Here is a 25,067-nt window from a genome sequence, read left to right as displayed (position 1 = left end):
GCTACGGCATCCTAAAGGGTGGGGTTCGACAAAAAAATCCACTTAGCGCTAAGCGCGCTAACTCTTTTTTTATGCGCTAAAACAGCGCTTAAGCAAGCTTGCGCCGTTTTAGCGCATAAAAAAAGCCCTAACTTTCGTTAGAGCTTTTTTGTCGGGGTGGCAGGATTCGAACCTGCGACCTCCTGGTCCCAAACCAGGCGCGATGACCGGGCTACGCTACACCCCGTTTGTTTCCCGTATTGCGGTTGCAAATATAGAATTATTTTTTAATTAATCAAATACAATTTGTCTATATTTTTTTATTATTCCACAATTGTTAATTCCAATCAAAATTCAAGCGATATTTTTTAATAAAAACTTACATTTGTAAGGATTCTCAATAATTAATTAAAGGAAGAAAGACATGTCAACAATAGAAACGATCAAATGTTTGATTATAGGCTCCGGCCCAGCAGGGTATACTGCTGCAATTTATGCTGCTAGAGCGAATATGAATCCTGTGTTATATCAAGGAAGTCAACCGGGAGGACAATTAACGACAACTAATGAAGTGGAAAATTTCCCAGGCTATCCAGAAGGGGTGACCGGACCGGAAATGATGATGCAATTACAAGAACAAGCCAAAAGGTTTGGTACTGACGTGAGAGATGGTTGGGCTACTAAAGTAGACTTCACTCAAAAAATTAAAAAAGTATGGATTAACGATACGATTGAAATTCATGCCGAAACGGTAATTATTAGTACCGGAGCTACAGCTAAATACTTAGGGTTGGATTCAGAACAACACTATTTGAAAATGGGTGGTGGAGTTTCTGCTTGTGCCGTTTGTGATGGGTTTTTCTATAGAAATCAGGAAGTAGTTATTGTAGGAGCAGGGGATAGCGCTTGTGAAGAAGCACATTATTTATCTAAACTGTGTAAAAAGGTAACCATGTTAGTGCGTAGCGATAAGTTTAGATCATCTCGTATTATGGAAGATCGTGTAAGAAATACTCCGAATATCGAAATCTTAATGAACACCGAAACGGAAGAGGTAATTGGAGATGGACAATTGGTAACCGCTGTTCGCGTTAAGGAAAGAACAACTGGAGTTACTCAGGAAATTCCAGCAACAGGCTTTTTCGTAGCTATTGGACATAAACCGAATACAGAGATTTTTGCTAGAGAATTGGAAATGGATGAGGTAGGGTATTTAATCACTCAAGGGAAGACCAGTAAAACGAATATCGCTGGTGTATTTGCTTGCGGTGACGTACAAGATAAAGATTACAGACAAGCAGTAACAGCTGCTGGATCTGGATGTATTGCAGCTTTAGATGCAGAACGCTATTTGGCGAGTTTGGACTAATAATTCCAATATGCTGTAAAAAAAAAGGAGAAATTTCACTGTGAAATTTCTCCTTTTTTATTTTCGAAAACGACTAGTTTTTGATAAACTTTACCGTTTTATAATTTCCGATTTTTATAAAATAAACACCTTTGTTTAAAGTATTAACCATAATAGGAGATTCGGTACTTTGACGAGTGCCTGAAAGAACGCGTTTTCCAAGTACATCAAATATATTATAAGGGATATTATTATCATCAATGTCTAGCGAGATGTTTAAAACATCATTTGTCGGATTAGGATAAATACTTATGCCTGTTTGAGCGTGTTTATCAATACCAAGTGTTGAATTCTTAAATTGATAAACCCTAGCAGTTTTTGGATAAGTAGTTAAGCGCTCAGGTTCAACACTAGACAATTTCCCTACAGGATTTTGACTGTCCCCAATTAATGAATATACTTCAACAGGTTTTTCTTCTTCATTGCCATTCTCGTCTTCCTCAACAAGAATTTTCGCAACTATCACCGCAAAATTCGGCGTTATTTCATTGGGAAGTGCGTAGTCGTTAAAGAAAAAACCAAAATCTGTGATAGTATTTGTACCATATCGATATTCAAACTGTTCAATACCTTCGTAAAACCAATACTGAAAATTAACCCGCATCGTTGTCGTTTCTTTTTCGAAATACTCGTTGCCATTTGCGGCATTCGCAACTTCAATCTTAAGAATTCGGTTTCCGGTTGTTCCTTCTACTTTATAGCGTAAAGGAGATTGACTAGGACTAGGTGAACTACCTGCATTAAACTGATATCCACCATCCAAAAGCTCTGCGGTTTGTGCAAATAATTGATATTGGATATTGTTAAGTGTTTTTGAATCAGCATAGAGAATTCCATTGCTAAGGCTAAGATTTTTAATTTCATCACCGAATATGTTGATTTTAAACGGCAATGGGATATCGAAGCTGTGGTAAAACCAACTCTGCGTATTTAAAGTCGTTGCCCCAGTTAACTCAGTATAAGACTGGTCGAAGTGATTGAAGTTATAGCTTTGTGCTTGTCCTGAATAGGCACTAACAACTGCTAAAGAAATTGTAAGTAATAGTTTTTTCATATAAGTATGGTTAGTTATAGAGCAAAAGTAATTGGTTTTTTTCTGATACTGACAATAAGACGTTTCAATTACGTTTAATTTAATGATAAAAAATAAAGTGATTTTTTGTGTTTCTTTTGTTTTTTTGTGTTTTTATAGTTTTTAAAGGGCGTAATGTATTTTTTTCGTAAAAATATGGTGTTAAGCAAAAACATAGTTGATAGATGAAAGCTTAATGTATTTTTGTATTTCTTAATATTTATGTAAAAACGACAATTGAATGAAAAATTTTAAAGCTTTGATTTTAGCAATGATGGCTATCGTGACGATGGCTTCTTGTAGTAGTGATGATAACGGAATTATTAAAACGCCAATTACCCCTCCTGTAGTAGTTGACCCTCCTGTAGTAGTTGATCCTCCTGTTGTATTGGATGCGATCGTGGGTGAGTGGAGAATAGATGTGATGTATTTTGATGGTGATGACGTTAAATTAAATGACTGCGAGCGCAAAGCTGTAGTGATATTCGAAAAAGAGAACATTTTGAATGAAGCAGCTGTAGATTATGATTGTACAATTATTACCGACGATAGACACGGCACCTGGGAAAAAGGCGATGTAAGTGGCGATTATAAAATTAGAACTAATGCAGATAGTTTTAATGCTTTTTATAATGATGTGGAGTTTACTCAAGTAGTATTTGAGGGAGATACGATGACTACAACCTGCGTGATAACTAATCAAGGGCCAAGACCTTATACTTTGGCATTGAAGTACGTTAAAGTTAAAAGTGAATAGTTGTAGTATTACAGCTTAAAAAAAGGGGGCTTTTTCGTTATGAGAAAGGCCCCTTTTTTATTTATTTCTTGATAAACTTTAAAATTTGTCTATTGTTGCCCAGTTTAAGCATATATATACCTTTGGACAGTTTTGTAACATCGATATTACCACCAGCTATTTTACCTTCTTGAACTTTCTTTCCAGTCATATCTAAAATACTGTAAAAGGTAGCTGGGTCAATGTTACCTGCTATATTTAGAATGCCTTCTGTAGGGTTTGGGTGTATACTAAGTGACGTAATTTCGTTTTTGACTGTAGATAAAGTTGTAGGAGTGAAAGTGTAAACCATTCCTTCATCAGGGTACGTGATTAAAAAAACTGGTTTTTTTGAATCGGTTTTAAGAGCCGGATCATTGCTCATTCCTGATAAAACAGAAGATTTTTCTGTAAAGCTGATTACTTCTTGATCTTTACCTAGCAGATAATCTTGTTCAATTAATCCGCAAATCATTACTTCTGACTCAGAAAAGTCCCCCAAGTCAGTTACGGTATTAGCACCGTAATGAAATGAAACTACATGGGTTGCTTCATAAAGCCAAACCTGAAAACTGACCCTCATGTCCAAACTGTTTTTTGAAGTCAACTCATACTCACTTCCCGCATCACTGACTTGAATCTTAAAAATGCGATTACCAACGCTACCATCTACTTGTGTGCTTACTTGTGTCTGAGTAGTTGCGTTTGGATATAACGATGCAATATCTATAAGATCGGGAGTTATCAAAAAACCCGAAAGAAGAATTTGATCCGGTTGTTCCAATAGGTTTACAATAGTCCCTCCCGCAAATTGCAATTCATCCATCGTGCGATTAAATAAGGTAAAGGTAAATGGTAATTTTATTATTGGAGGGGAATCAATAGTTTCCCAAGATTCCGTAAATAATAATTTTGGATTGGAAAGGGGGGTATAACTTTCATTTTGTTTTTCAAATTTGTAATGCTGACCATAGGTCGCGTGAATGCATAAAAGTAGGAAAGTTGTAATTAAGTAGTTTTTTTTCATAATAAATATGGTGTCTTAGTGATTTTAAGAATTGGTTGGTTTAATTTGGGGTGAAAATAGGAATTATATAGTTAATTGTTTATGTGTTTTTTAAATAAGTAATGTCTTTCTACATATTTTTAATACATTCATTGTAATCTTTGCTTTTTGTCCTAAAAAATCAGGGTGGTTTTAAATGCTGTCGTTACTTTATTTTGTTTTTTTTCATCAATTAAAATTTATCAATCACTGATCAAGTCTTATATTTGTCTACAATCATTTTTAAAAGAGAAAGCATGTTGCGAATTGAAGATGTTGAGTTTGCTTATGACGAAAAATCTGTTCTGAATAAGATTAATTTACAGATTAACAAGGGATGTCATATCGCCCTTTTGGGTGAAAGTGGATGTGGGAAAAGTACCTTACTACAATTGATATATGGTCTATATGATGCGAATTCGGGAAACATCTTTTGGAATGAAAAGCCAGTCTTAGGCCCCAAATTCAATTTGGTTCCAGGTGTAGATCAAATGAAATATTTAGCACAAGATTTTGATTTAATGCCTTATATTACGGTAGCTGAGAATATAGGTAAGTATCTGTCTAATTTCAATTTGACCGAAAAGAAAGAGAGAACAATAGAATTGCTGGATTTGGTTGAAATGACTGCTTTTGCAGATGTTAAAGCGAAATATTTAAGCGGAGGTCAGCAGCAGCGCGTTGCTTTGGCCAGAGTACTTGCTGTAGAGCCAGAATTATTATTGTTGGACGAACCTTTTAGTCATATAGATAATTTTCGGAGAAGTGCCCTGCGCAGAAATTTATTTGCGTATCTAAAGGCAAAAAACATTACTTGTATTGTGGCTACACATGATAGTATTGATGCTTTGGGATTTGCCGATCAAACCATTATTATGAAAGATGGGGAGATTGTGGCCAAAGGTGAATCTAAGGTCTTATATGAATTTCCAGAGAATAAATATATTGCATCATTATTTGGTGAAGTCAATGAATTGCTGTTATCCGATTTTGATTCAGAAATTGAAGGAGAGGATACCATATTGCTTTACCCACATCAATTGATGGCCTCAGCACAAGGTGTTTTGGATGTGACAGTTAAAGAATGTTACTTTAAAGGTGATGGTTATTTAGTCAAAGCAGCGTTAAATAAAAAAGCAATCTTTTTTGATCATCCCTTAGAATTGGAAAAAGGTTTAGAACTGAAATTAGCACTTAAAAAATATCAGTAAAAAAAAATCCGGATCTAATCCGGATTTTTTTTATTTGAGGTATTTTTCTAAAAATTGATCTTGTTCCCATAATAGGTGGAGTATGTTTTCTTTGGCCACATAGCTATGACTTTCCTTGGGTAAGATAACCATTCTCACAGGTGCACCCAACCCTTTCAATGCTTGGAAATAGCGCTCGGTTTGTAAGGTGAATGTACCGGGATTATTATCGGCCTCCCCATGAACTAATAGCATTGGTGTTTTCATTTTATCTGCGGTCATAAATGGCGACATGCTGTTGTATACCTCTGGTGCTTCCCAATAATTTCGTTGCTCTCGCTGAAAACCAAAAGGAGTTAAGGTTCTATTATATGCGCCACTACGTGCAATACCTACCGCAAATAAGTCAGAATGAGTCAGTAGATTTGCGGTCATAAAAGCACCGTAGGAATGTCCTCCTACACCGACTTTTTTTCGGTCTATATAACCTAGGTTATCTACCGCATCTATAGCGGCTTTTCCATTTGCTACAAGTTGCTTGATATACGTATCATTGGGTTCTTCTGTACCCTCTCCAATTATTGGGAAAGAAGCGTGATCCAATATCGCGTAACCCTTGGTTACCCAATATACAAATGAACCGTAATAAGGGAAAGTGAATTCGTTTGGATTCGAGCTGGTTTGACCAGCACTGTTTTTGTCTTTATATTCAGTAGGATATGCCCAAATCAACAAAGGTAATTTTTCTTTTTTCGCATTACGGTCGTAGTTTTCTGGTAAATATAACGTTCCGGAAAGTTCAACACCATCTTCACGAGTATATTTAATCACCTCCTTATAGACGTTTTTAATACTCTCAAAAGGGTTTTTGAAATGAGTGATCGCTTGTATATCATTTTTCTTATGAATATTGCGGAAGAAGTAATTAGGGTAATCACTGCTTGATTCTAGAGAAACTAACACTTTTCCCTTTTTGAAATCTTCAATAGAGAAAATCGTTTCTTTTTTATCTTTTAAGTCGGAGGTGTACAGTCTTTTGGTCTTCAGTGTTTTTAGACTTAACTCCTCAATAAATGGCTTTTGACCTTGGGGTGTATGCCCTTCTCCGATTAAAAATAGGTGGTTGTTCTCTTTGGCTAATACGTAGCGATCAAAGTTGTTTTTAACGGTTTCGAAATTTCCAGGATCAGAATAGAGATCCTGCGAGTTTCTGTCAAAAACCACAGTGATGTTATTAGAAGCTTTTGACGGATCTAATAGGTATGTTTTTAAATTACGAGTGTCATACCAATGATCATATAGTACCGCTGTTTTTTGGTCTCCCCAGATGATTCTGTTGTAACGTTGAGGTATTTTGACTAATGAAGTTGGAGCTTGTTCAAAGGGAGCTTTCCAAGTAAAAAGTTCATCTCTAAACGAAACTATTTCTGCCGGGTCTCCATGATCCAGTGCAGTAACATAATATAAAGTCGCTGCTTCATCTGCTCGCCAAGCCATATTTCTTTTTCCTTCGCGTACAGCCATAAAGCCTTTAGGAATGATTTCATTTAATGGAACGTCATTGACATTTTTAACTTCTTTGCCAGTAGTAGTATACACTATCGATTTCATCGGAAAGCGACTCAAGGGTACTATATACGAAAAAGGGCGCTCTAAGGTAGTGATTAGTAAATAATTCCCGTCTGGTGAAAAGGATTCCCCAACATACATATCCGATTTTTTAAACAGGGTTTTATTGCCATTTAGATCAATACGGTACAATTCAGAAGTCGTAAGGTTTTCAAAATTAATTTCATCCGTTTTGTTTTTTAGTAGATCTTGGTAGGTTCGGTTTTGAGATACTGTGCCTTCTACTGCCGTAGAAATGATTGGACCTAAAGGAATGTTGTCTTTAGGATTGATTAAGGCAGGACGGTCTTCGGGTAACATTCTAACAAGTAATTCCTTGCTGTCCTTAAACCATGAAATTGGATTTCCAATATTAGCATTAAGGTAGTTGTTGGATATTTTTTTGGCTGTCGCTGTTCCTACATCCATTAGCCACAATTCCACTCCATTTGTAGCTGTGTGCGTAAAAGCTATTTTGGACTCGTCTGGAGACCAGGATAAATTAGTAATACGCGGGTTTGTTGGTAATCCCTTGACTTGTATATCATCCGTGTCTTTTATTTTTCTAAGCTTAAGATTGTTTATATAAGTGACGGTACTTGAGATGTTTGTGATTGGATTGATTCGCAATCCGGCTAGTTTCATTTCTTCGTCATTGAGTTCTTCAAGTGTTTTATAGGTATTGCGATAACTCAGTAATAAGTATTGTTTTTTAGAATCCATAGAAACGGAGGGAGCTCTGTCGAATTCGGTTAAGGCTAAAATTTCTTTAGAGGGCTTTTGATAAGTGATGTTTTCTTGTGCAAGCATAGAATTGGATAGAAATAAGCCTATTAACGATGCGTAAAATAGTTTCATGTAGCGTTAGGTTTTGTTGATGAAAAATGCAAGTTACTATAAAAATACAGTATTGCCTTACTAAAGAAACTACTTTTTTAAGGATAGATATTTCTCGTATGCTAAAAAGTGTATTTTTGTTTGTTCAAACAAACAAGAAAAACTCAAATATATGTTTCAATCAAGAATAACGGGATTGGGATACTACGTTCCAGATAACGTAGTAACCAATGATGATTTATCGAAAATAATCGATACTAATGACGAATGGATTGTTGAACGCACTGGTATTAATGAACGAAGACATGTAGTGAAAGGAGAGGATACCACAACATCAATGGGGGTTAAAGCAGCCAAAATCGCCATTGAAAGAGCTGGTATTTCTAAAGATGATATTGATTTTATTGTTTTTGCAACCATCAGTCCAGAATACTATTTTCCTGGACCTGGTGTGATGGTACAGCGTGATTTGGGAATCAAAACGATTGGTGCTTTGGATGTTAGGAATCAATGTTCTGGGTTTTTATATGCGATTTCTGTTGCCGATCAATATATCAAGACCGGTATGTATAAGAATATTTTGGTGATTGGTTCAGAGGTCCAATCAACTGGATTGGATATGACTACTAGGGGGCGATCGGTATCTGTGATATTTGGAGATGGTGCAGGAGCTGCTATCTTAAGTCGTTCAGAAACGGAAGGTACAGGGATTCTTTCAACGCATCTACATGCTGAAGGTGCGCATGCTGAGGAATTGACGGTGCTGGCTCCGGGTATGGGGAAACGTTGGGTGACTGATATTATAAAAGACAACGATCCGGATGATGTTTCCTATTTTCCGTATATGAATGGTCAGTTTGTATTTAAAAATGCTGTAGTTCGTTTTAGTGAAGTGATTAAGGAAGGTTTGGAGGCGAATCAACTCGAGGTAAAAGATATCGATATGTTGATTCCTCATCAAGCTAATTTGAGAATCTCACAATTTATACAAAACAAATTTGGTTTGTCAGACGATCAGGTATTTAATAATATTCAAAAATACGGTAATACAACGGCAGCTTCCATTCCGATCGCTCTTACTGAAGCGTGGGAGGCTGGCAGAATTAAATCAGGTGACTTGGTCGTTTTAGCTGCTTTTGGTAGCGGATTTACTTGGGCAAGTGCAGTGATTCGTTGGTAATGATCCAGAGGAGCCTTTGGGGACTGCCTTGTGGTTAACTGTTAAAGGTGTTTTTTTGAAATACCTTTAACAGTTTTATTTTAAAAACCTTAGTATATTTATCTTGTACAATACATTTGATTATAAACGTATTACTGCTTAAATACTGCTAATTATGAGTGTGACCTTGCAGAATATTGAAGAAACGATTCGCATAACTGAAACTAAAATACAGTTACACTTTGTTGTTATCGAAGGTCGAGAGGGGGAGTTTTTTTGTATAGTTGCGCCAACTCTAATGATTAGTGGATATGGAAATACTCAGAAAGAAGCGACCGAATCGTTTCAACATAATGTAGCTGTTTTTATCGATGATGTCGCTGCGTTAACCGACCAAGCGCGAGAAGCATTCTTTATGGATTTAGGATTTAAAAAAGATGCTTTGCTCAATTTTTTCAAGGCGTATAGAGATGAAAACAAGGTTTTAGAGGGGTTTACCAGCACCACAGTCAAAACGGCCGAAGTTGAAATTATCAGGTAATCGATCATGAGGAATAACTGGCCAATAAAAACTAAAGATTGGATTGCCTTTCTCAAATCAAAAGGATGTGTTTACCTGCGCACAACAGCTTCACACGACCATTACAATGCCCAAACTGTGTACTTACCATAACCCACTGCGAAAAAGACAAAGAGATTCCCGCTCTACATTGCCGAACGAATCTACACACTTTAGGATTAACCATAAAGGATTTATACGATTGGTTAGAAAAAAATAGATGATAAGTACCCAAAGGGTGTTTTTTTGGTTTTTAAATGTCGATGTGCTACACTTGTTTTACTGGTATGACGGTGACATACTGACATTAAATAAAGAATATTGAAAACTTAGCGCGTATTTGTTATTTTGATTTGCATGACTACAATTATTTGATTTCCATGTGTTGTAGTGGCTTATAAGTGGTTGTTCTTTCACTTGTAGAAATAAAAAAAGCTCTTACTAAGTAAGAGCTTTAATTTTCGTGACCTCGACTGGATTTGTGTATGTATATCAAATGTCGTATTATTGTATAATAAATATATCCAAATATGCTTTTAGATATATTTATGCTGAAAACGATGTATAACTAAACAAGTACTTGCCGGGATGTGGCAGGGATATATAAACTATGGCTACAGTGAATTTTTTTGTAAAAGGAACTACAAATCCCTCGAGAATTAATATAAGATTTGTTCATTCTAGAAGTATTGATATTACTGCTAATACTGAATTAGTGATAAATCCCAAATTTTGGGACCACAAAAACAAACGAATTAGAAATGTAATAGAAGTAAGAAACAAGGATGAAGTTAATTTAATGCTTTCTAAGATGCAGATCTTTATTGTCGATGAATTTAATAATAGCTATATCAAGGGAGGAATCATAGATAAGCAATGGCTTGCAAAATGTGTTTCCCTGTTCTTTAATAGACCGTCGTCAGAAGATTCTTTTAAAGTAAAAGAAGAGGAAGTATATTTAACTTCGTTTGCGGATCATTGGATAAAACAGATTGCTCCTACTTATAAAGTAAAAGCGAATAAATTCATGGATTCAAAAACTATTCGTCACTACATTATTTTAAATAATATACTCAAGGAATTTGAGGGTAAGAATAAAATAAAATTAACTGAAGTGACAAGTAAAAGTATGGATGATTTAAGTATTTATCTTAGTACACGGAACTATTCAGAGTCTACAATAAAACGTATGATTGTTAGGATGAAATTCTTTTGCGCTAGGGCAGAAGAAACAAATTTGGTAGTTAATAAAAATTACAAGGAAAGAGTTTTTGTTAAGGAGAGAGAAGTTGAATTTAAAGAACCTTATCTAAATGTATCTGAAATTACTAAAATATTTCAATTAGAAATCAAAGATCCAGTGATCGATGCGATTCGCGATAATTTTATTATTGGGCTTTGGACAGGATTAAGAATTTCTGATTTTCTAACAAAATTAGATATCTCTAATATCGGTAATGATATTATTGAAATACAAACTACTAAAACAGGACATAAGGTTGCGATTCCGATTCATGCGCAAGTTTTATACACACTTCAAAAGAGAAACGGAAACTTACCTCCAAAAGTTTTAGAGCAGCATTTTAATCGAGAAATAAAACTTATATGTAAAGAATGTAAGATTAATGAGGAAATGTTAGGAGGAAAAACAACAATATCTATTGATCCGACCACAAAAAAAGAGGTTAAAAGAAAAAAAGTAGATGTTTTTAAGAAATATGAGTTGGTAACTTCGCATATTTGCAGAAGAAGTTTTGCTACTAATCTATTTGGGGAGGTTCCTAATAGTGTAATCATGGCAGTAGCTGGATGGAAGTCAGAAAAACAAATGCTTGACTATAACAAGCAGACCAATATAGAATCAGCTATGATTTTGAAAAAATACTGGGACGAAAAAAAAATCAATTAAGACATGGAGGAAGAAAAAAGCATTATTGTTAGTCATCCGGAAAGAATGCAATTACTTTTAAATACATTAGAAACAAATGCAAGTAGTTTAGCTAATGATTTAGGTTATAAAAATCAGATGAGCATCTATTTTGTATTGAAAGGGCGGAACAAAATAACTGAGCAGATGATTAAGAAGATAATTAAAATATACCCTGCGGTTAGTTATCTATTTCTTGCTTACGGAGAATTACCTGTGATTGTACCTCCTGCCATTGCTCAGTCTCAAAAAAATATGTTTGGGGAGGTGTCTAACCTCGAGGGATTAAATTCGAAATTAGAGTTGTTGTTTAAATCTCAAAATAGATTGTTACACAAAATGGATAATATTGAAAAGCTTTTACAGGAAGTTTTAGATAGAAAAGGAATTTGATTTAATTCCTTTTCTATTTGTTTTGGATAAATTCGCAACGTGAATTTAAAGCTGTCAAAATCTTTTCCATAGTGTCAATCTTAACGCTTCTTTTTTCATTTTCTATATTTGAAATCATCGATTTTCTAGAGATATCCCCATAGGCTAAAATAGAAACTTCATCAATTGTCATTTTTAATTCTAAGCGTCTGTCACGAATATATTTTGCGAAGTGGGATTGTAGTGTCATTTTGATTTAATTTTAGTAAATTTGCCCTAATATAAGATTTTTAAAGGGTTTTATATTGATATAATGACCCCGTAGACCTGCCCGTTTACGGGGTTTCTTTTTTATAGTTTGTCTTCAATTACTTTGATAGCTTTGGATATTCCTGTTTGGTCATAGGGGTACATGTAAACCTCATTTTCTATTTTAATAGTAAAATGTCCATTACTCATTGAATAGCTTGTGCTTTTCTTTGATATGTCTAGAATTTCGATTAGGGTTGTTAATGAATCGTACATAGATTTAATTTATTGAAATTTAGTAAATATTTGTTTTTCTGAGATACGGAATTCCGTATCTGGATTAGGTTGTTTGTACAATAAAACTTAAACCTTTAGTCACCGCAATAGCGTTACCAGTATGTTTACGACACCAGCACTTCCAGAAAGGGGACCAGCGGAAACCGTTCTTTTTAAGTTCCTGTATGATCTCGGGATTAGGTTTGTTGTCGTGGATAATTTTTACCCTGTCATCTTCAATTGTTACTCGGCCATCGTCGAAAAGGATATCTTCCCAAGATTCTTTTCTAGTAATACGGTTTTGCATTATGATTACTTTTTGTGCTGCTGCTTTAATCTTTGCATTATTGTTTGTAAGAGTGTATGTAGGGACTTTGTAAGACTCAATTACATAATCTACTCCGTTATACTTCTTGACTTCATTAAGTGCTGTAATCGCTTCTTTTGAGTAACCTTCTTTTAGAAGTAATTCAATAATCTCGTTTCTTTCCTTGAGCTTTGATTTTTTGATTAAAACATTAATCTCTTTGTACTCGATTTGTAAGTTGGTTAGTTCCTCAAGTTTGCGATCTGCCAAAGTAATTTCTTCTTCGGGGCTTTTTGTAGGTACTCGGTTGACTGCTTCGAAATACTTTGCTCTCCAGGTCATGAAAGATTCGTACTTGTTTTGTTCTGTAGCGTTTGCTTTTTGTGCACGCCTAACATTAAAATTGGATCCTCCAGTTATCATGCTGGATGCGCAATTACTTTTAGATCTAACCCAGTCACGGAACTTAGTAATAAATTTTTCTTTATAGTTTCCTTGATGGTCTCCGAGTTTTTCCAAGTCTTCTTTTAGCATTTCGCTGAATTCGATTACTAACGATCTGCCACGTTTTTCTGGACTGAAAGAAGTCCAATTGTGAGCTGTTATACAATCTTGTAAATACTGTCCTAATAGGTAATTTGTCATGATATAAATTTTAAAGGGTTTTACTTGTTGTTTACTAACACACCGCAAATCTGCCTATCTGCTATGCAGGTGTTTAAAGTTCATAGCTTTAAACTGTTTTTTGAAGTTGACTATAACGTTGCTTGATGATATGTAGGTTTTTTTTAACTAAAGAGACAATCTCTTTATTATGCTTGGAAGCTTCATTTCCTAAACCTCTAGATTGTATTATTTTCATTTTAGATAATGAAATTTCAACTGTTTCTACGGGCTTGCTTTTTACTTTAGCAGAAAGAACCAATGAATCCTCTTTATTATAATATTCATTAGTAAAAACGCAATGATTATGGATATCCCCTTCCTCTTTAAATTCTTGTACTGATTCAAGAACTTTGATTTCGATATCATTTTTAGAAAAAGCAACACCGAAGAAAACGCCTTTGTTTCGGGTATATTCAATTTGGTTTTTCTCAATTTTTACTCTCCTGGCTTCACTTCTAACCTTTTCCCTTTCTTGTTCGGCTTTCTGAAGTATTTTTCTTTTTTTATTCATCAAAAGATCATGCTCCTTCTTTAAGTTTTTAGGGCAGACAAACTTTGAGTTCCGTAAATCTTTTTTGAAGTACTCTAGAAGATTCAAATAATCAATATACATCGATGAATCTTTTATTTTATATTGATTTCTAAGGCAAATCTTCAGGGTTGGCCAGAATTTGTTTAAGTTGTTATCAGTGCATTTATTTACAGCGCCACAGTAACCTGCTTTTATCAGTGTTTCTGTTTTAGTACAACATCTTATTTTGTTAACTAGAGGGATTAAGGTTAAATGTTTTAAATTATGATCAATGCCTAAACGTTTGTATTCTGGTCGGAATTTCGATGTTTTACAGTATAAATCAGGAGATACTTCGTAAGATTTCCAATAACTTTCAGTTCTGATTTCTATATCTCCTTGAAAATTTCCAAAACTCGTAATTAAACAGGAATTTATAACTCTCTTTCCATCTACATTATACCAGTTCTGGCAAACCTCGCTACCATATACATTAGCTTCTATTCCTTTTTTATGATACTTACGGAATTCGAAAATTCTCACAACCTGAAAGTCGTATTGATCATTACTTATTAGATCAGCTATAGCAAAATAGAAGAATGGGCTGTCGTAACTTCTTTTTTTAGTTGTAGTTACTTTTAAAGTAGAATTACACTTTGTACATTCTACTTTATTTCGGTGAATTTTATTTACATCAATGTCGCTACCACATTCCAAACAAAAAGCTGTGTTCTTTGTTCTATAACACATTTTCTCAAAGAATTTAGAACAAGCATATTCAAATTGATCATTGGTTAGTTTGGGTAAAGTGTCCGCAAATCCGCAGACTACTTTTTGAATTTTAGTTTTCGGCTTCATATTCTACAATTAAAAAAGTTCCATTTGGTTTAATGATGGGTTGCTTTGTTTGACTTTGGCAACTTTTACAGATTCAGTTTGTTTCTTAACTTTTTTAGGTTGCGAATGATTAACAACTACTTTAGCATTAATAGCTTTTCCGACTTTAATATCATCTTCATCGTAGTAATGAATTGCCATTCCAAAAATCTCATCATCGGCAAAACCATTGCAACCCGAAGATTTTACTTTATTTAAAATGTATGTAATACAATCATCTATGTTTTTGTTTTCTTTTGCGTAGGTTACAGCAAATAGCTTGTCATTTTTAGCAACTATTTCTAAATGATTTTTTATTGTTTCTTTGAAACTGTTTGATGCTTTCATATTTAAAGGGTTTTAGTTACTCCTGCCCGAGTATGGTTTTAATGTGAGATCTAGTTTACTTTTTAATTTGTTCAGGCTTTAAATACACTTTGTATTCTTTGCCAGTTGTTTTGCTAGTTTGGTAGTAGTAGTATTTACCATTCTTAGAAACATACAAAACTCTCTCTTGTTTGTTTTTTATAACTGTGCCGGCTTGCTTATCTTGTGACTTTTCCTTATCTGGTTTGTTGTCAAGATTTACGATAATGTTTTGAGATTTTGCGGTAAAGGTTGAAAATCCAAATGCGATAACTAATAGTGCTTTTTTCATGATATTTTATTTTAAGCTAGGGACTTTGTTTTTATTTTATGTTAAACCTTAAGGCTACTTCTTTGCTGATTCTATTCATTGCTCTTTCGTAAGTAGTAGATGTAACTCTTAATTCTGCAAGTCTAGATTTTTCACGTTGAGACATAACATAATGCTTATTTTTTTTGATATTTTCCTTTAATTCAGCACAAGCCCAACTATATTTTCCTTTTTCTCTCATAATGTTTTGAATAGCTCCCAAACATTTGTAGTATTTATCCCCTCTTGAATGAGTTATAGGGCACTTATCTTCGTGATCTAAAATAATTAACTCCTTTGACTTCTTGTCAGCCAACAACTGCAACTTGTCTATTAATACATGTAATTCTTCAAGTGTTCTCATAGTTTAGTTTATTGGCAAGTTTTGGAAATCTGATAAGCCAGTGATATAGTAGGCGCCATCTATAGGGCTTATTTTAATTTCTAAGACTTGATTTTCTCCGTAAGATTGGGATTGATAATTTATTGTTTCGATGCTTTCCGTTAGTGCTTCTTTTTCTTCCTGTTCGCTTGAATTAGCAAATAGTAATTCGAGGTAGTTCAAAAGATTCTGTTTTGCTCCGTGAATAGTTTCAAAGCAATCATTTGTATAGATATTCATTAAGATATATTTAAAGGGTTTAAGAGTTCCCCCGAGAGCCTGCCCTACCTCGGGGGATTAATTACGACATTGCTAGTTTAAACGATCCTTTCGTTTGAAAGTCCTTGCTTCCGTAGTAACTCTTTATGTCCTCTAAATCTCTTTGCTTGCCGTTTTTCTTTACATAGTCAGCAGGGGAGAAGTACCAAGACTTTTTTAATCTTGCCCATCGTGGGGTATTGTAGTTTTCAATTGTGATTCCTTTGATCAAATCCTTTTGCGTATACATTGCACCAGGAGTTAAATCTGTCAGCCAAATAAAGGAGCCAACGAATGAGATATTAATGTCTTCTAATCCCTCAAACATTTTAATGATGTCGTAGAATTTCTCAGCGTTGAAGTCTTCGGTTTCGCCTGTTGATGGTTTGAAATTCTTAAACTCTTTAAACATTTTAATAAAATCAGGTTCTGAGTAATAACCGCTAGTGTCAGGGTGTAATTCGAAACACAATTTTTTGAAAAGGTTTTTAGCTTCGTCTAGTGTAGTGCAATTGATAAAGTACATAATTATAAGATTAAAGGGTTTGTATTGTTTTTAAATTCCTTGATTAAAATAAACCTGCCCGAGTATTTTAACCGATTCGCTCCGTTATCTTTTAAAGACCTTACTAAGTAAGAAGAGAGAGAAGATACAAGCAAAGGCAAAGAGGCGCGAAGCGCACACGGCGTAAACCGTTGTTTGTTTCTTGTTGTACAAAAGTACAATTAATATTTAAACAAAAGCATATCGGATATATTTATTGATATAATATTTTTCTATCGTTATTCTAAAAGCTATAAGTAAAATTGATTGTTAGTGATTCTAAGGCTTTAAAATACACCTTAATATATAAGTTTATGTATAACACGTGTAAAGTCGCTATAATCTATTGTATTTGCGGTATTTTAGTTTGTATTGCTGTTGAGTTGGTTTTGTTTGTTTGATACATTAGGAGTTGTTTTGTTACTAGTGCAATGAAAATTTGAGAAATGACAAACACGAACACACGTGTATATCCATTTGAATAAAAGTATATCTTTGTCAGAAGATGAAAAGCCAAAATATTGGCTGTTTTCCCCAGAGTTTTAACCAATATATTGGCTTTTATGATTAACAAGATGATCAACAAGAAAGAACTTTCAAAGACACTAGGATACAGTGATGCACAGTTAAGGGAAAACAGAATACCAACTAAACATAGTGCAGCTATTCAGGAACTTAACGACTTGATAGAGTACTGGAAGAAGCGCAATAATTTGTAGGCGTAGGGATATGGTCGGGATAATGCAGTTGGTTTAAACTGTAATCAATTGATTATATGCGATGTAGTTGTATTGGTTCGAATCCTTTAGAGATTAGAACGGTGTTTAAAAGATCAGTTTCCTTTATGTGAGTAGGTTTATTCTAAAATGAGTAGCCAGATTTAAGCAGTATTAAAATTAGTTCCTTTAAAAATCAGCAGAAACGAGCGCGTACAAAAAAGGTAAAATGTTTTCAGACATCACTCATAAAGGCACCCCATACCCTTTTATATTTCCATTTTCTTTTGTGGGACCAAACTCTCAAACATAGTATACCCTCTCAACCATATTGTCATAATTTAAAATTAAATTGTTAAAATGTTTTATTTTTAATATATTGTCTAGATATAACTATACATTAAATAAAACATGATAATTAATCAAGATGAACATTGTTGTGATTCTCCAAAGGAGAAGGGTGTTGTTTCGGATGGCGCAGTAGATGGACGCAAATATGATGGAGAGAAACAAAAAATTCTATTTGTACTGAAGGAACCTTACGAAGAGGGAGATGATAGATCAATATTAGGGAATTGGCACATAAGGGAAGTTGTTGAAAAATGGGTTACTGATGTTCGATTAGATATTCCTACTTATTTTAATATATGTAAAACATTAAGTGCTATATGGAATGTTCCATATAGTAGAGAATTAATTAGTCGCGTTGCAATTGTAAATGTCAAGAAAAATCCAGGTTGTACCAAAAGTGTAGAGGATGAGATTGAGATTGCATTTGAAAGTAATAGCATAGAAATAATAAGACAAATAAATAGTTTAAAACCTGATTTAGTAATTTTCGGAGGAACTGCTCATCACTTTGAAAAGCATTTTAGTGTAAGTAAAGTCAAGGTAGATGGCGAATGTAATTTTGTAAATATCGACTTTGCAAGTAACGGAAAAAAAACTTTGTGTCTTTGTGTTTGGCATCCCGCATATAGTAAGTATCCAGGTACTGTAATTCCAGAAATAACGAATCTTTTAACTAAACTTGGGAAACTAAAATAAAGCGCGGTATTGTAATAAAAATGCAACTTGAATAATATTTTAGTTAGATTTGAAATAAATACTTTCTAAATATGAACGACTCCTTTTCTGGATTTACTGATTACCAAGTGTTGTTGGATTATAATAAAGGGCAGCATATTCCTTATGGCACTTTATTATTAACTAAAGAATGGCGTAGAAGGAGAAGCAAGGTAATTGATAATGATAAAATGACTTGCCAAAAATGTGGTGTTTATGCAAATTATCAGTGTTTCGAAAGTTATTATTTAGAGATGACGGATGCAGAATGGAAGATAATGCATCTTGAAAAGAAAAGATTACAGTTAGAGAATATTGTTGCTTTAAATCTAAGTGGCAGAAGTTTAGAACTTAGGATGCTTTTTTGGAGAATAATAAAATTTGCAAGACCTATAGGAGAGCGTATAAAATTAGAAGTTCATCATAAACTATACTATCAAGACTGTTTACCGTGGGAGTATTTAGATGAGGAATTAACGACACTCTGTAAGAGTTGTCATACAAAGACTCATGAAGAAGAAAAGATACCCGTATATCGATCAAGAGGTAGTAAAGAGTTTCTTTACAATAGCTACGATTGTTCAAGGTGTGGTGGTTCGGGAATATTACCTGAATTTAAACATGTTGAAAAAGGAATATGTTTTTCTTGCAATGGACGCGGGAGACACGAAATAATAAAATAACATTTACCAAATCATATTTAAACCCTAAGACATTTGCTCTTGGGGTTTTTTGCGTTTAGCAGCTTTCTTTCAAAATAGTTTTATTGAAAATAAATATATCAATTTACATATCGGATATATAAATTTCATTATCTTTGGATTCATGCTAATATGCAAATTATGATATCTAAGGGGTTATTTATTTCGATTATAGAATCAATCCGCTTGCAGGTCCAAAAGGACAAACACACGGCTTCTATCCTTTCTGAGGTATTTAAATCTGAGGTAAATCCAATCGATAATAGTTTGCTTATTAGAAGTCTTATTGAAGTATTGAGATTCCATTTTCCACAAGGTGATGATGATTGTGAGTTTGATCATTACTGCTTCTTTCAAAATTTCGGGAGATTCGTAAATGGCGATGAGGTGATTGTAGAAACGGCTTCTCAATTCTTTGATAGACTAGTTGCAGAAATACGTTCATAAAAAATTATTGGGAGTGTGGCGGAATAGTAGACGCTAGCTTATAGGGCGAGAATGGATTAAGCAAGGAGTCTATCTGTAAGACAAGTCAGGTAAATAGCTGGAAAGATAGGTTAATCCAAAAAAATTGATGAAAATAATAACTAATATCCTCTTCGGAGTGCTGACTAACATCAATTATAATTCGTACAGGTTCGATTCCTGTCGCTCCCACAAATTCGTTCTTTGAATTACGATAATGAAAGCGAGAGCTTGGCTTTTTTCTTTACTGTTCTGTTTGTTCAGTATTGCGGGATTCGGTTTTAACTCCTCCGACCTGGCCAAAAATTCAAAAATTGAAGCCGTCATTTCTAGTGATGTTTCAAAGGAGGTTAAGGTAGTGTTGTTTGCAAATGCAGATGTTTTGGCTACAAGTGTTTATTTCGGGTTTAGGCAGGGAATTGAAAAAGTCCCCATCGAACGTAAATCGAAATTATATACATTAAAAAGTCAATTCGCTGCAAACTCAGTCAATAAATCGGGAATTCCGATTAATGTCCCCAGGGATAAGTTGAGGGCAATTTAATACTACATCAAATATAAAAATCCTTTTTCTAGCCAAAAAGGATTTTTTTGGACTCATAGCTCAGTTGGTGGAGCAAACGACTGTTAATCGTTAGGTCTTAGGTTCGAATCCTAATGAGTCCGCGAATTAAAAACACCCGAATCCCGATAAGTCGGAACAGGAACTGCCGGTCTGAAGTTGACCTATTCTCTTGATATAGCCTGTAGAGTAGTTGAGCTATAGAAAATCTGATCGTTTAGCGTTACTGTGTTGGTTTAGTAAATTTTCATACACAGTTATAAAAAACAGATGTTCGGGTGTTTTAAAATATTATCACATGGCAAAGCAAAGTAAAATACCGCTAGGTCTGGCTCCGGAAACAGTAGTTGAAGTGGTAATGAAAAAGAAAATGACTGTTTCGGAATATTTAAAAATAAAATCAAATACCAAGAGTCGAGATTGGAAAATTCAAGCTTATCAAGAAGGCGCCTTTTCGGATGGTATGGGTAAAGAAATTGAGTGATGTACACAGTCCAAATTAAGCCCTTGTCTGTTAATGAGTGTTGGAAAGGAAGACGTTTTAAAACGGATGCTTACAAGATTTATGAAAATGCGGTTCTGTTTATGTTGCCGAAAAAAATAGAAGCATTCCCACCTTATTCAATTAAAATCGAATTTGGTTTTAGTAATTCTGGGGCCGATATCGATAATCCGGTTAAACCTTTTTTAGATATTCTACAGAAGAGATACGGGATCAATGACAAGGATGTTTACCGTTTAGAAATACTAAAAACGGTCGTGAAAAAAGGAAGTGAATTTATCAAATTTAAAATAGAGTAGTATGGCATTTAAAACACACGGAACAGTTTTTATGACTCCAAAGGCTATTTACGAAAGGCACGAGTATATAAAAAAGCAAATGGAATTAGATAAACCTAAACCGATTCGTTCACAAGCCGAAATAGACGACGAACGCTTAACGGAAATAGTCGAAACTATTGTAAAATACAGTAAATCTAAAATGGCAATTCCTCCAGATTGGATTACGGAATACAACGAGATTTTAGAACGATCGAATAACAAAAAATCAATTGTAGATGCGTTTGTTAAGTCTTATTACTTATCCGACAAACCGCTTTTAAATTTAAAGATTGTACCAGTACAGTTTGATGTAAGATCACCAAAATTATATTAACTAAAACCAGAATAATTATGAATTTCGGTCAAGCATTAGAATCAGTAAAAAAGAGTAAAGGAATGAGGTTACCACAATAGAATAAAGATGTAGTGGTAAGGGCTCAATTTCCAGACGAGAACAGTAAAATGACTGCGCCATATTTATATGTTGAGAGTCGTTTTGGGAATGTTCCATGGAAAGAAACAATGATTGAGTTGTTTGCTGAAAACTGGGAAGTTGTAGAATAACTACCAAATCACGATAACACTAAGGCTGGTATTGATTAGCCTTTTTTATTATAAAAAGATGAACGCACAAGATTTAAAAAAGATAGAAAAACACTTTAGCAAGGCGAAGAAAATATTCTGCTTGAAGCTAAATAAAGAGGTTGATGTAACTAACGTTCCCCGGTTACAGTATAATCCCGATGAAGACACAGTTACATCTCCATCGCGGTTTATATGCTTTTGGAAAGAAGGGGAATTTGCAAGAATCCATTAATTACCTTAAAAACCAACACAATTATCCTAAAGAAACGGATGCGCATAATGCTCTTGCAGATGCCAAATGGAACAAAAAACTGTACGAATTTCTTCAAAATATTTAAAAATGAAACTACTAGGAGATAGATTATTATGCAAGAAAATTGCTCAAGAAACTAAAAGTGGACTAATTTTACCAACTAATCATGAAAAAGATAATGATTTCGGAGTAATGAAAATCGGAGCAAAAGTGAAGAGTGTAAAAGTAGGTGATACTGTTAGAAAGTTCAAGTATTCCGATGGTTTGCAGATGATTGAAGAAGGTGTTGAATACTTGGTTTTGAAGGAATCTGAGGATATTGATGTCGTATTTTAATCTATATGAAAAACTTTTTACACAAATATTTTAATTAAAGGCTAGAATTAAAATAATTTAATTGTATATTTGTACTGTATTTGAGAACAAAAAAACAATCACTATTGTATTACCAGTACAATAATGATTGAGTTTTTAAGTTTTTTTATACAGCGGTATAAAATTAAATGTCTTTTACTGTTGTTCAAAGATATTTATCTCGTTAACTTATTAGAGTATTTCTTTGAATAACATCCACAGCTTGGTCGCATAGTATGTTATTCTCAAAACGTTAGCCGTAGCCGAAATTTTGTCTTTCATTGTTATGAAAATTAGAATTAAAAATATTGGTCACTACCCGGATCCATAGGTTTTTAACTTGATTTTTTCTTTGCATGATGTATATGAACTTAGGTTAAGACAATATATTTTTAGTCCCTTTTATTTAGGGATTAATAGGTTCGCAAGGTACGCTTTTATTTTAACATATACAAATAAAAAGCTGTTTATTTTTAATAATTCTTTAACTAATTTTGTGTTAGTTATATAATATACAAAAGCCACTCTAATCAGTGGCTTTTTTTCGTTTAGACCATAGCGTTCGCTTAGGTTCAGAAGGTATTAAAAGGTTAATTTTTTTAATCACATCTGCTTTCTTCAAATCACTCACTACATTAGATTCCCTCAATACATCTTCCGGAACTGGAATCTCTCCAGATAACATCCCATAAAACTCAATTACAATCTTTCTCGATTTTGCAGTCAATACATACAAGTGCTCGTTTTGATTACGGCCATGACATGCAATTCCCGCATATCCTAACTTCACGAGTACGTTAAGCCTTTTGTAAGTAAATCTAATATGTCCAATATCTCTATAGTCATAGATGGTAAATAAATTCTTCGGGAATAGGAAAAGTAGTATCTCTAAAAGATTGATTGTTTTAATTTCATACTTCTTCATAATATGGGTCCGTACAAATGCCATGTTTTCTAAAAAATCATATCCCTTGAATACCTGAATAAACTTCTGATGTGTATAAGCAGCTTCTTTGCTCGAATCATTTCCTTCATTTAATACGACTTCCTTTAATATAATTCCTTTCTCTTTAACGATCTCCATTGCTTTAGGTTGTATTCGCTGAATAGTTTCTTTCTTACTGGCCATAATTATGTGGGTTGTTTTTTATTACAAATATATATCAGATATACCAATTGATATAAAATATCTAGTATCTTTGTTTAAAGAATAGTATTTATCTATTATGGCAAAGATTAGTAATCAAGAAGCATATCCCGAAGACAAGCAAGTCGCGCTTGAGGATTATCTTATTGGGACTGATTCTCAGGACAGAAAAAGGACAAAGACCTATCCTTTAAGTTCAGTTGTCGAAGTAATTCAAGATGCAATTGAAGAAAATCTTGAAATGCCTAAAAACACTTCTGATTTAGTTAATGATGGTAACGGTACAGAAGCTGGTCCATTTGCAACAATCGAAGATGCTCGCGGTAAGACATATCAGTTTAGTAATCTAAAAGAAGTAATTGTAGTACATGGGAAAGGGGTAATAGTTGATGTAGTCGTGGTTGTAGGAGTTCAGCAGGTATTTACATCTGTAGAACATTCACCCGATCTAAATAATGTAACAGTCAGATTTTCAAAGCAGGAGACCGGATTTATATTAATCAAATAAGTAAACAATGAGGTTAACAAACATATTAGATGCCGACCAGAACGCGATAATCAATTTCGTATGTGACAAAAGAAGTCAAAATCCTGCTTCGCCAGTAGAAGGACAAGTGTATTATAATACATTGTCTAAGTTCATCATGAGGTACGATGGTACCGAATGGAAGGCTATTGGAGGAATTTTAGAAATATATAATTCAGACGGTGGAATTAAAATTGAAACTGTTGACGGTATTGCGACTATTGATCTCAATATTGATAATACAACCATCGAAATAAAAGACGGTCTGCTTATTATCAAAGATCAAGGAGTTTCTACTTCTAAGATCAAGGATGCTGCAGTTACAACTGTTAAGGTAACGGACAAGGCCATAACATTCGCTAAGATAAACGATATCCCTACAATGACGGTGATTGGACGTGTAGTTGCGGGTACTGGCTCGAGTTCTGCTATTCCAATAATTAATACTAATGACCTTTCTGGAGCTAATGGACAATCACTTGTAACATCAGGCGCAGTTAAAGCTTATATTGATTCAACGTATGCTGGATTAGGTAGACCGCAAGGAAGCTGGGATGCTAATGCAAATAATGTATTCCCGGGTAATGCCAGTACAAAAAATGGTGATTATTGGAGAGTATCGGTTGCAGGTACAATTCAAGGAAATCCATTTCAAGTGGGAGACTTAATTCAGGCCTTTAAGAACAACCCAATAAATACAAATCCCAACGATTACATTTTATTACAGACTAATACAGACCAAGCCACTACCACAGTTTTGGGACTTCTAATGATAGCAACTGCTGCAGAAGTTCAGCTAGGTCAGGATAACAAAAAAGCAATAACATCAGAAGGTTTGTCTTCTCGTACAGCTACAGAAACAAGAACCGGATTAGCATCTATATCAACAGCTATTCAGGCACTTGATGCAAACGATGATACCACAATCATGACTCCTAAAAAGGTGAAATTGGTAATGGATGCCAGTGCAACTAATAAAGGATATGTACAAGTCTTTGGAGGTGTTAGCTCTATTGAATATTTTATAAAACATGATCTTAATACTAAAGATTTAATAGCTGATTTTTTTGAGCTTCCACAAGAGAAAAAATGTTTAGTTGATTATTCAATAATCGATGTAAACACAATTGGAGTTTATTTTGGTAAAGCACCTGGTTTAAACAAAATGAAAATAGTAATTATTCCAAAAGGCTAA

The 25,067-nt window shown here is 34.1% G+C and carries 30 protein-coding genes and 2 tRNA genes; 19 read left to right on the top strand and 13 right to left on the bottom strand.

The genetic code is table 11. The features are described from left to right. Window positions 1–151 precede the first annotated feature (151 nt). Window positions 152–226, bottom strand: a tRNA-Pro gene (locus tag L1275_RS12150). A 177-nt stretch (window positions 227–403) separates the two neighbouring features. Here L1275_RS12150 and trxB point away from each other — a divergent pair. Further along, window positions 404–1,348, top strand: coding sequence for a thioredoxin-disulfide reductase (gene trxB / locus L1275_RS12145; RefSeq protein ID WP_253473521.1), 945 nt, complete (start codon window positions 404–406; stop codon window positions 1,346–1,348). 73 nt (window positions 1,349–1,421) lie between these two features. Here trxB and L1275_RS12140 read toward each other — a convergent pair whose 3' ends face one another. After that, the gene (locus L1275_RS12140; protein ID WP_253473518.1) at window positions 1,422–2,441 is read right to left on the bottom strand and encodes a T9SS type A sorting domain-containing protein; all 1,020 of its coding nucleotides are present in this window, start codon (window positions 2,439–2,441) and stop codon (window positions 1,422–1,424) included. 259 nt (window positions 2,442–2,700) lie between these two features. On the opposite strand from L1275_RS12140, the gene L1275_RS12135 reads away from it, so the two are divergent. Then, entirely contained in the window at window positions 2,701–3,216 is a 516-nt protein-coding gene (locus L1275_RS12135) for a lipocalin family protein (protein ID WP_253473515.1), read from the top strand. A gap of 61 nt (window positions 3,217–3,277) precedes the next feature. On the opposite strand, the gene L1275_RS12130 is transcribed toward L1275_RS12135, so the two are convergent. Then, the gene (locus L1275_RS12130; protein WP_253473512.1) at window positions 3,278–4,261 is read right to left on the bottom strand and encodes a T9SS type A sorting domain-containing protein; all 984 of its coding nucleotides are present in this window, start codon (window positions 4,259–4,261) and stop codon (window positions 3,278–3,280) included. Window positions 4,262–4,536: 275 nt separating this feature from the next. On the opposite strand from L1275_RS12130, the gene L1275_RS12125 reads away from it, so the two are divergent. Beyond that, entirely contained in the window at window positions 4,537–5,490 is a 954-nt protein-coding gene (locus tag L1275_RS12125; protein ID WP_253473509.1) for an ABC transporter ATP-binding protein, read from the top strand. A 30-nt stretch (window positions 5,491–5,520) separates the two neighbouring features. On the opposite strand, the gene L1275_RS12120 is transcribed toward L1275_RS12125, so the two are convergent. Continuing rightward, on the bottom strand, window positions 5,521–7,935 hold the full coding sequence (locus tag L1275_RS12120) for a S9 family peptidase (protein WP_253473506.1): 2,415 nt from the start codon (window positions 7,933–7,935) through the stop codon (window positions 5,521–5,523). A gap of 151 nt (window positions 7,936–8,086) precedes the next feature. Here L1275_RS12120 and L1275_RS12115 point away from each other — a divergent pair, with 151 nt between their 5' ends. From L1275_RS12115 to L1275_RS12100, 4 genes are all read left to right on the top strand, one after another. Next, on the top strand, window positions 8,087–9,094 hold the full coding sequence (locus tag L1275_RS12115; protein WP_253473501.1) for a 3-oxoacyl-ACP synthase III family protein: 1,008 nt from the start codon (window positions 8,087–8,089) through the stop codon (window positions 9,092–9,094). A 154-nt stretch (window positions 9,095–9,248) separates the two neighbouring features. Further along, window positions 9,249–9,614, top strand: coding sequence for a hypothetical protein (locus L1275_RS12110; protein ID WP_253473498.1), 366 nt, complete (start codon window positions 9,249–9,251; stop codon window positions 9,612–9,614). A 628-nt stretch (window positions 9,615–10,242) separates the two neighbouring features. After that, window positions 10,243–11,541, top strand: a complete 1,299-nt coding sequence (locus tag L1275_RS12105; protein ID WP_253473495.1) for a tyrosine-type recombinase/integrase — start codon at window positions 10,243–10,245, stop codon at window positions 11,539–11,541. Between the two features lie 3 nt (window positions 11,542–11,544). Next, window positions 11,545–11,952 (top strand): hypothetical protein, encoded by a 408-nt coding sequence (locus L1275_RS12100; RefSeq protein WP_253473492.1) that lies wholly within the window; start codon window positions 11,545–11,547, stop codon window positions 11,950–11,952. A gap of 13 nt (window positions 11,953–11,965) precedes the next feature. On the opposite strand, the gene L1275_RS12095 is transcribed toward L1275_RS12100, so the two are convergent. From L1275_RS12095 to L1275_RS12060, 8 genes are all read right to left on the bottom strand, one after another. Beyond that, the gene (locus tag L1275_RS12095; protein ID WP_253473489.1) at window positions 11,966–12,181 is read right to left on the bottom strand and encodes a helix-turn-helix domain-containing protein; all 216 of its coding nucleotides are present in this window, start codon (window positions 12,179–12,181) and stop codon (window positions 11,966–11,968) included. 339 nt (window positions 12,182–12,520) lie between these two features. Beyond that, window positions 12,521–13,408 carry a hypothetical protein gene (locus L1275_RS12090; RefSeq protein WP_253473485.1) on the bottom strand — a complete coding sequence of 296 codons (888 nt, stop codon included), beginning with the start codon at window positions 13,406–13,408 and terminating at the stop codon, window positions 12,521–12,523. Between the two features lie 88 nt (window positions 13,409–13,496). Further along, on the bottom strand, window positions 13,497–14,798 hold the full coding sequence (locus tag L1275_RS12085) for a PcfJ domain-containing protein (protein ID WP_253473482.1): 1,302 nt from the start codon (window positions 14,796–14,798) through the stop codon (window positions 13,497–13,499). A 9-nt stretch (window positions 14,799–14,807) separates the two neighbouring features. After that, entirely contained in the window at window positions 14,808–15,164 is a 357-nt protein-coding gene (locus L1275_RS12080) for a PcfK-like family protein (RefSeq protein ID WP_253473479.1), read from the bottom strand. 55 nt (window positions 15,165–15,219) lie between these two features. Continuing rightward, complete coding sequence (locus tag L1275_RS12075; protein ID WP_253473476.1) at window positions 15,220–15,474, bottom strand: hypothetical protein; 255 nt, start codon at window positions 15,472–15,474, stop codon at window positions 15,220–15,222. A gap of 31 nt (window positions 15,475–15,505) precedes the next feature. Next, window positions 15,506–15,856 carry a hypothetical protein gene (locus L1275_RS12070; RefSeq protein WP_253473473.1) on the bottom strand — a complete coding sequence of 117 codons (351 nt, stop codon included), beginning with the start codon at window positions 15,854–15,856 and terminating at the stop codon, window positions 15,506–15,508. A 3-nt stretch (window positions 15,857–15,859) separates the two neighbouring features. After that, window positions 15,860–16,114: a hypothetical protein gene (locus L1275_RS12065; protein ID WP_253473470.1), complete on the bottom strand. Its 255-nt coding sequence runs from the start codon at window positions 16,112–16,114 to the stop codon at window positions 15,860–15,862. A gap of 61 nt (window positions 16,115–16,175) precedes the next feature. Then, window positions 16,176–16,658 carry a hypothetical protein gene (locus tag L1275_RS12060; protein WP_253473467.1) on the bottom strand — a complete coding sequence of 161 codons (483 nt, stop codon included), beginning with the start codon at window positions 16,656–16,658 and terminating at the stop codon, window positions 16,176–16,178. Window positions 16,659–17,803: 1,145 nt separating this feature from the next. On the opposite strand from L1275_RS12060, the gene L1275_RS12055 reads away from it, so the two are divergent. The 10 genes from L1275_RS12055 to L1275_RS12010 all read left to right on the top strand — a co-directional run bounded on the left by L1275_RS12055 (window position 17,804) and on the right by L1275_RS12010 (window position 22,181). Further along, complete coding sequence (locus tag L1275_RS12055; protein WP_253473464.1) at window positions 17,804–18,439, top strand: hypothetical protein; 636 nt, start codon at window positions 17,804–17,806, stop codon at window positions 18,437–18,439. Window positions 18,440–18,510: 71 nt separating this feature from the next. Continuing rightward, a complete protein-coding gene (locus tag L1275_RS12050) occupies window positions 18,511–19,140 on the top strand; it encodes a hypothetical protein (RefSeq protein WP_253473461.1) in 630 nt (209 codons plus the stop codon). A 159-nt stretch (window positions 19,141–19,299) separates the two neighbouring features. Next, window positions 19,300–19,605: a hypothetical protein gene (locus tag L1275_RS12045; protein WP_253473457.1), complete on the top strand. Its 306-nt coding sequence runs from the start codon at window positions 19,300–19,302 to the stop codon at window positions 19,603–19,605. Between the two features lie 235 nt (window positions 19,606–19,840). After that, window positions 19,841–20,167, top strand: a complete 327-nt coding sequence (locus tag L1275_RS12040) for a hypothetical protein (RefSeq protein WP_253473455.1) — start codon at window positions 19,841–19,843, stop codon at window positions 20,165–20,167. 49 nt (window positions 20,168–20,216) lie between these two features. Next, window positions 20,217–20,289 (top strand) — tRNA-Asn (locus tag L1275_RS12035). A 194-nt stretch (window positions 20,290–20,483) separates the two neighbouring features. Then, on the top strand, window positions 20,484–20,669 hold the full coding sequence (locus L1275_RS12030) for a hypothetical protein (RefSeq protein WP_253473452.1): 186 nt from the start codon (window positions 20,484–20,486) through the stop codon (window positions 20,667–20,669). Next, the gene (locus L1275_RS12025; protein WP_253473449.1) at window positions 20,669–20,986 is read left to right on the top strand and encodes a RusA family crossover junction endodeoxyribonuclease; all 318 of its coding nucleotides are present in this window, start codon (window positions 20,669–20,671) and stop codon (window positions 20,984–20,986) included. The genes L1275_RS12030 and L1275_RS12025 overlap by 1 nt, the downstream gene beginning before the upstream one ends. Window position 20,987: 1 nt before the next feature. Continuing rightward, the gene (locus tag L1275_RS12020) at window positions 20,988–21,341 is read left to right on the top strand and encodes a hypothetical protein (protein ID WP_253473446.1); all 354 of its coding nucleotides are present in this window, start codon (window positions 20,988–20,990) and stop codon (window positions 21,339–21,341) included. A gap of 409 nt (window positions 21,342–21,750) precedes the next feature. After that, a complete protein-coding gene (locus L1275_RS12015; protein ID WP_253473444.1) occupies window positions 21,751–21,930 on the top strand; it encodes a 3'-5' exoribonuclease in 180 nt (59 codons plus the stop codon). 2 nt (window positions 21,931–21,932) lie between these two features. Continuing rightward, window positions 21,933–22,181 (top strand): chaperonin, encoded by a 249-nt coding sequence (locus L1275_RS12010; protein WP_253473441.1) that lies wholly within the window; start codon window positions 21,933–21,935, stop codon window positions 22,179–22,181. 544 nt (window positions 22,182–22,725) lie between these two features. On the opposite strand, the gene L1275_RS12005 is transcribed toward L1275_RS12010, so the two are convergent. Then, window positions 22,726–23,328 carry a hypothetical protein gene (locus tag L1275_RS12005; RefSeq protein WP_253473438.1) on the bottom strand — a complete coding sequence of 201 codons (603 nt, stop codon included), beginning with the start codon at window positions 23,326–23,328 and terminating at the stop codon, window positions 22,726–22,728. Between the two features lie 97 nt (window positions 23,329–23,425). Between L1275_RS12005 and L1275_RS12000 the strand changes: the two genes are divergently transcribed. Both L1275_RS12000 and L1275_RS11995 read left to right on the top strand, forming a co-directional pair. After that, window positions 23,426–23,854, top strand: coding sequence for a hypothetical protein (locus L1275_RS12000; protein WP_253473434.1), 429 nt, complete (start codon window positions 23,426–23,428; stop codon window positions 23,852–23,854). Window positions 23,855–23,861: 7 nt separating this feature from the next. After that, window positions 23,862–25,067, top strand: coding sequence for a hypothetical protein (locus tag L1275_RS11995; protein ID WP_253473431.1), 1,206 nt, complete (start codon window positions 23,862–23,864; stop codon window positions 25,065–25,067).

The organism is Flavobacterium sp. HSC-61S13 (assembly GCF_024171535.1).
Lineage (GTDB): Bacteria > Bacteroidota > Bacteroidia > Flavobacteriales > Flavobacteriaceae > Flavobacterium.
The sequence above is the reverse complement of the archived record's forward strand: the minus strand, read 5'-3'. Positions and strand labels throughout refer to the sequence as shown.

Coding starts and splice junctions, on each gene's coding strand:
- L1275_RS12120 (WP_253473506.1), bottom strand. CDS start 7,935: ATGAAACTATTTTACGCATCGTTAATAGGCTTATTTCTATCCAATTCT.
- L1275_RS12010 (WP_253473441.1), top strand. CDS start 21,933: ATGAAACTACTAGGAGATAGATTATTATGCAAGAAAATTGCTCAAGAA.
- L1275_RS12080 (WP_253473479.1), bottom strand. CDS start 15,164: ATGAAAGCATCAAACAGTTTCAAAGAAACAATAAAAAATCATTTAGAA.
- L1275_RS12125 (WP_253473509.1), top strand. CDS start 4,537: ATGTTGCGAATTGAAGATGTTGAGTTTGCTTATGACGAAAAATCTGTT.
- L1275_RS12140 (WP_253473518.1), bottom strand. CDS start 2,441: ATGAAAAAACTATTACTTACAATTTCTTTAGCAGTTGTTAGTGCCTAT.
- L1275_RS12095 (WP_253473489.1), bottom strand. CDS start 12,181: ATGACACTACAATCCCACTTCGCAAAATATATTCGTGACAGACGCTTA.
- L1275_RS11995 (WP_253473431.1), top strand. CDS start 23,862: ATGAGGTTAACAAACATATTAGATGCCGACCAGAACGCGATAATCAAT.
- L1275_RS12085 (WP_253473482.1), bottom strand. CDS start 14,798: ATGAAGCCGAAAACTAAAATTCAAAAAGTAGTCTGCGGATTTGCGGAC.
- L1275_RS12130 (WP_253473512.1), bottom strand. CDS start 4,261: ATGAAAAAAAACTACTTAATTACAACTTTCCTACTTTTATGCATTCAC.
- L1275_RS12020 (WP_253473446.1), top strand. CDS start 20,988: ATGGCATTTAAAACACACGGAACAGTTTTTATGACTCCAAAGGCTATT.
- L1275_RS12070 (WP_253473473.1), bottom strand. CDS start 15,856: ATGAGAACACTTGAAGAATTACATGTATTAATAGACAAGTTGCAGTTG.
- L1275_RS12115 (WP_253473501.1), top strand. CDS start 8,087: ATGTTTCAATCAAGAATAACGGGATTGGGATACTACGTTCCAGATAAC.
- L1275_RS12045 (WP_253473457.1), top strand. CDS start 19,300: ATGATATCTAAGGGGTTATTTATTTCGATTATAGAATCAATCCGCTTG.
- L1275_RS12110 (WP_253473498.1), top strand. CDS start 9,249: ATGAGTGTGACCTTGCAGAATATTGAAGAAACGATTCGCATAACTGAA.
- L1275_RS12025 (WP_253473449.1), top strand. CDS start 20,669: ATGTACACAGTCCAAATTAAGCCCTTGTCTGTTAATGAGTGTTGGAAA.
- L1275_RS12005 (WP_253473438.1), bottom strand. CDS start 23,328: ATGGCCAGTAAGAAAGAAACTATTCAGCGAATACAACCTAAAGCAATG.
- L1275_RS12090 (WP_253473485.1), bottom strand. CDS start 13,408: ATGACAAATTACCTATTAGGACAGTATTTACAAGATTGTATAACAGCT.
- L1275_RS12030 (WP_253473452.1), top strand. CDS start 20,484: ATGGCAAAGCAAAGTAAAATACCGCTAGGTCTGGCTCCGGAAACAGTA.
- L1275_RS12065 (WP_253473470.1), bottom strand. CDS start 16,114: ATGAATATCTATACAAATGATTGCTTTGAAACTATTCACGGAGCAAAA.
- L1275_RS12040 (WP_253473455.1), top strand. CDS start 19,841: ATGAAAGCGAGAGCTTGGCTTTTTTCTTTACTGTTCTGTTTGTTCAGT.
- L1275_RS12075 (WP_253473476.1), bottom strand. CDS start 15,474: ATGAAAAAAGCACTATTAGTTATCGCATTTGGATTTTCAACCTTTACC.
- trxB (WP_253473521.1), top strand. CDS start 404: ATGTCAACAATAGAAACGATCAAATGTTTGATTATAGGCTCCGGCCCA.
- L1275_RS12060 (WP_253473467.1), bottom strand. CDS start 16,658: ATGTACTTTATCAATTGCACTACACTAGACGAAGCTAAAAACCTTTTC.
- L1275_RS12135 (WP_253473515.1), top strand. CDS start 2,701: ATGAAAAATTTTAAAGCTTTGATTTTAGCAATGATGGCTATCGTGACG.
- L1275_RS12000 (WP_253473434.1), top strand. CDS start 23,426: ATGGCAAAGATTAGTAATCAAGAAGCATATCCCGAAGACAAGCAAGTC.
- L1275_RS12050 (WP_253473461.1), top strand. CDS start 18,511: ATGAACGACTCCTTTTCTGGATTTACTGATTACCAAGTGTTGTTGGAT.
- L1275_RS12015 (WP_253473444.1), top strand. CDS start 21,751: ATGAAGACACAGTTACATCTCCATCGCGGTTTATATGCTTTTGGAAAG.
- L1275_RS12100 (WP_253473492.1), top strand. CDS start 11,545: ATGGAGGAAGAAAAAAGCATTATTGTTAGTCATCCGGAAAGAATGCAA.
- L1275_RS12105 (WP_253473495.1), top strand. CDS start 10,243: ATGGCTACAGTGAATTTTTTTGTAAAAGGAACTACAAATCCCTCGAGA.
- L1275_RS12055 (WP_253473464.1), top strand. CDS start 17,804: ATGATAATTAATCAAGATGAACATTGTTGTGATTCTCCAAAGGAGAAG.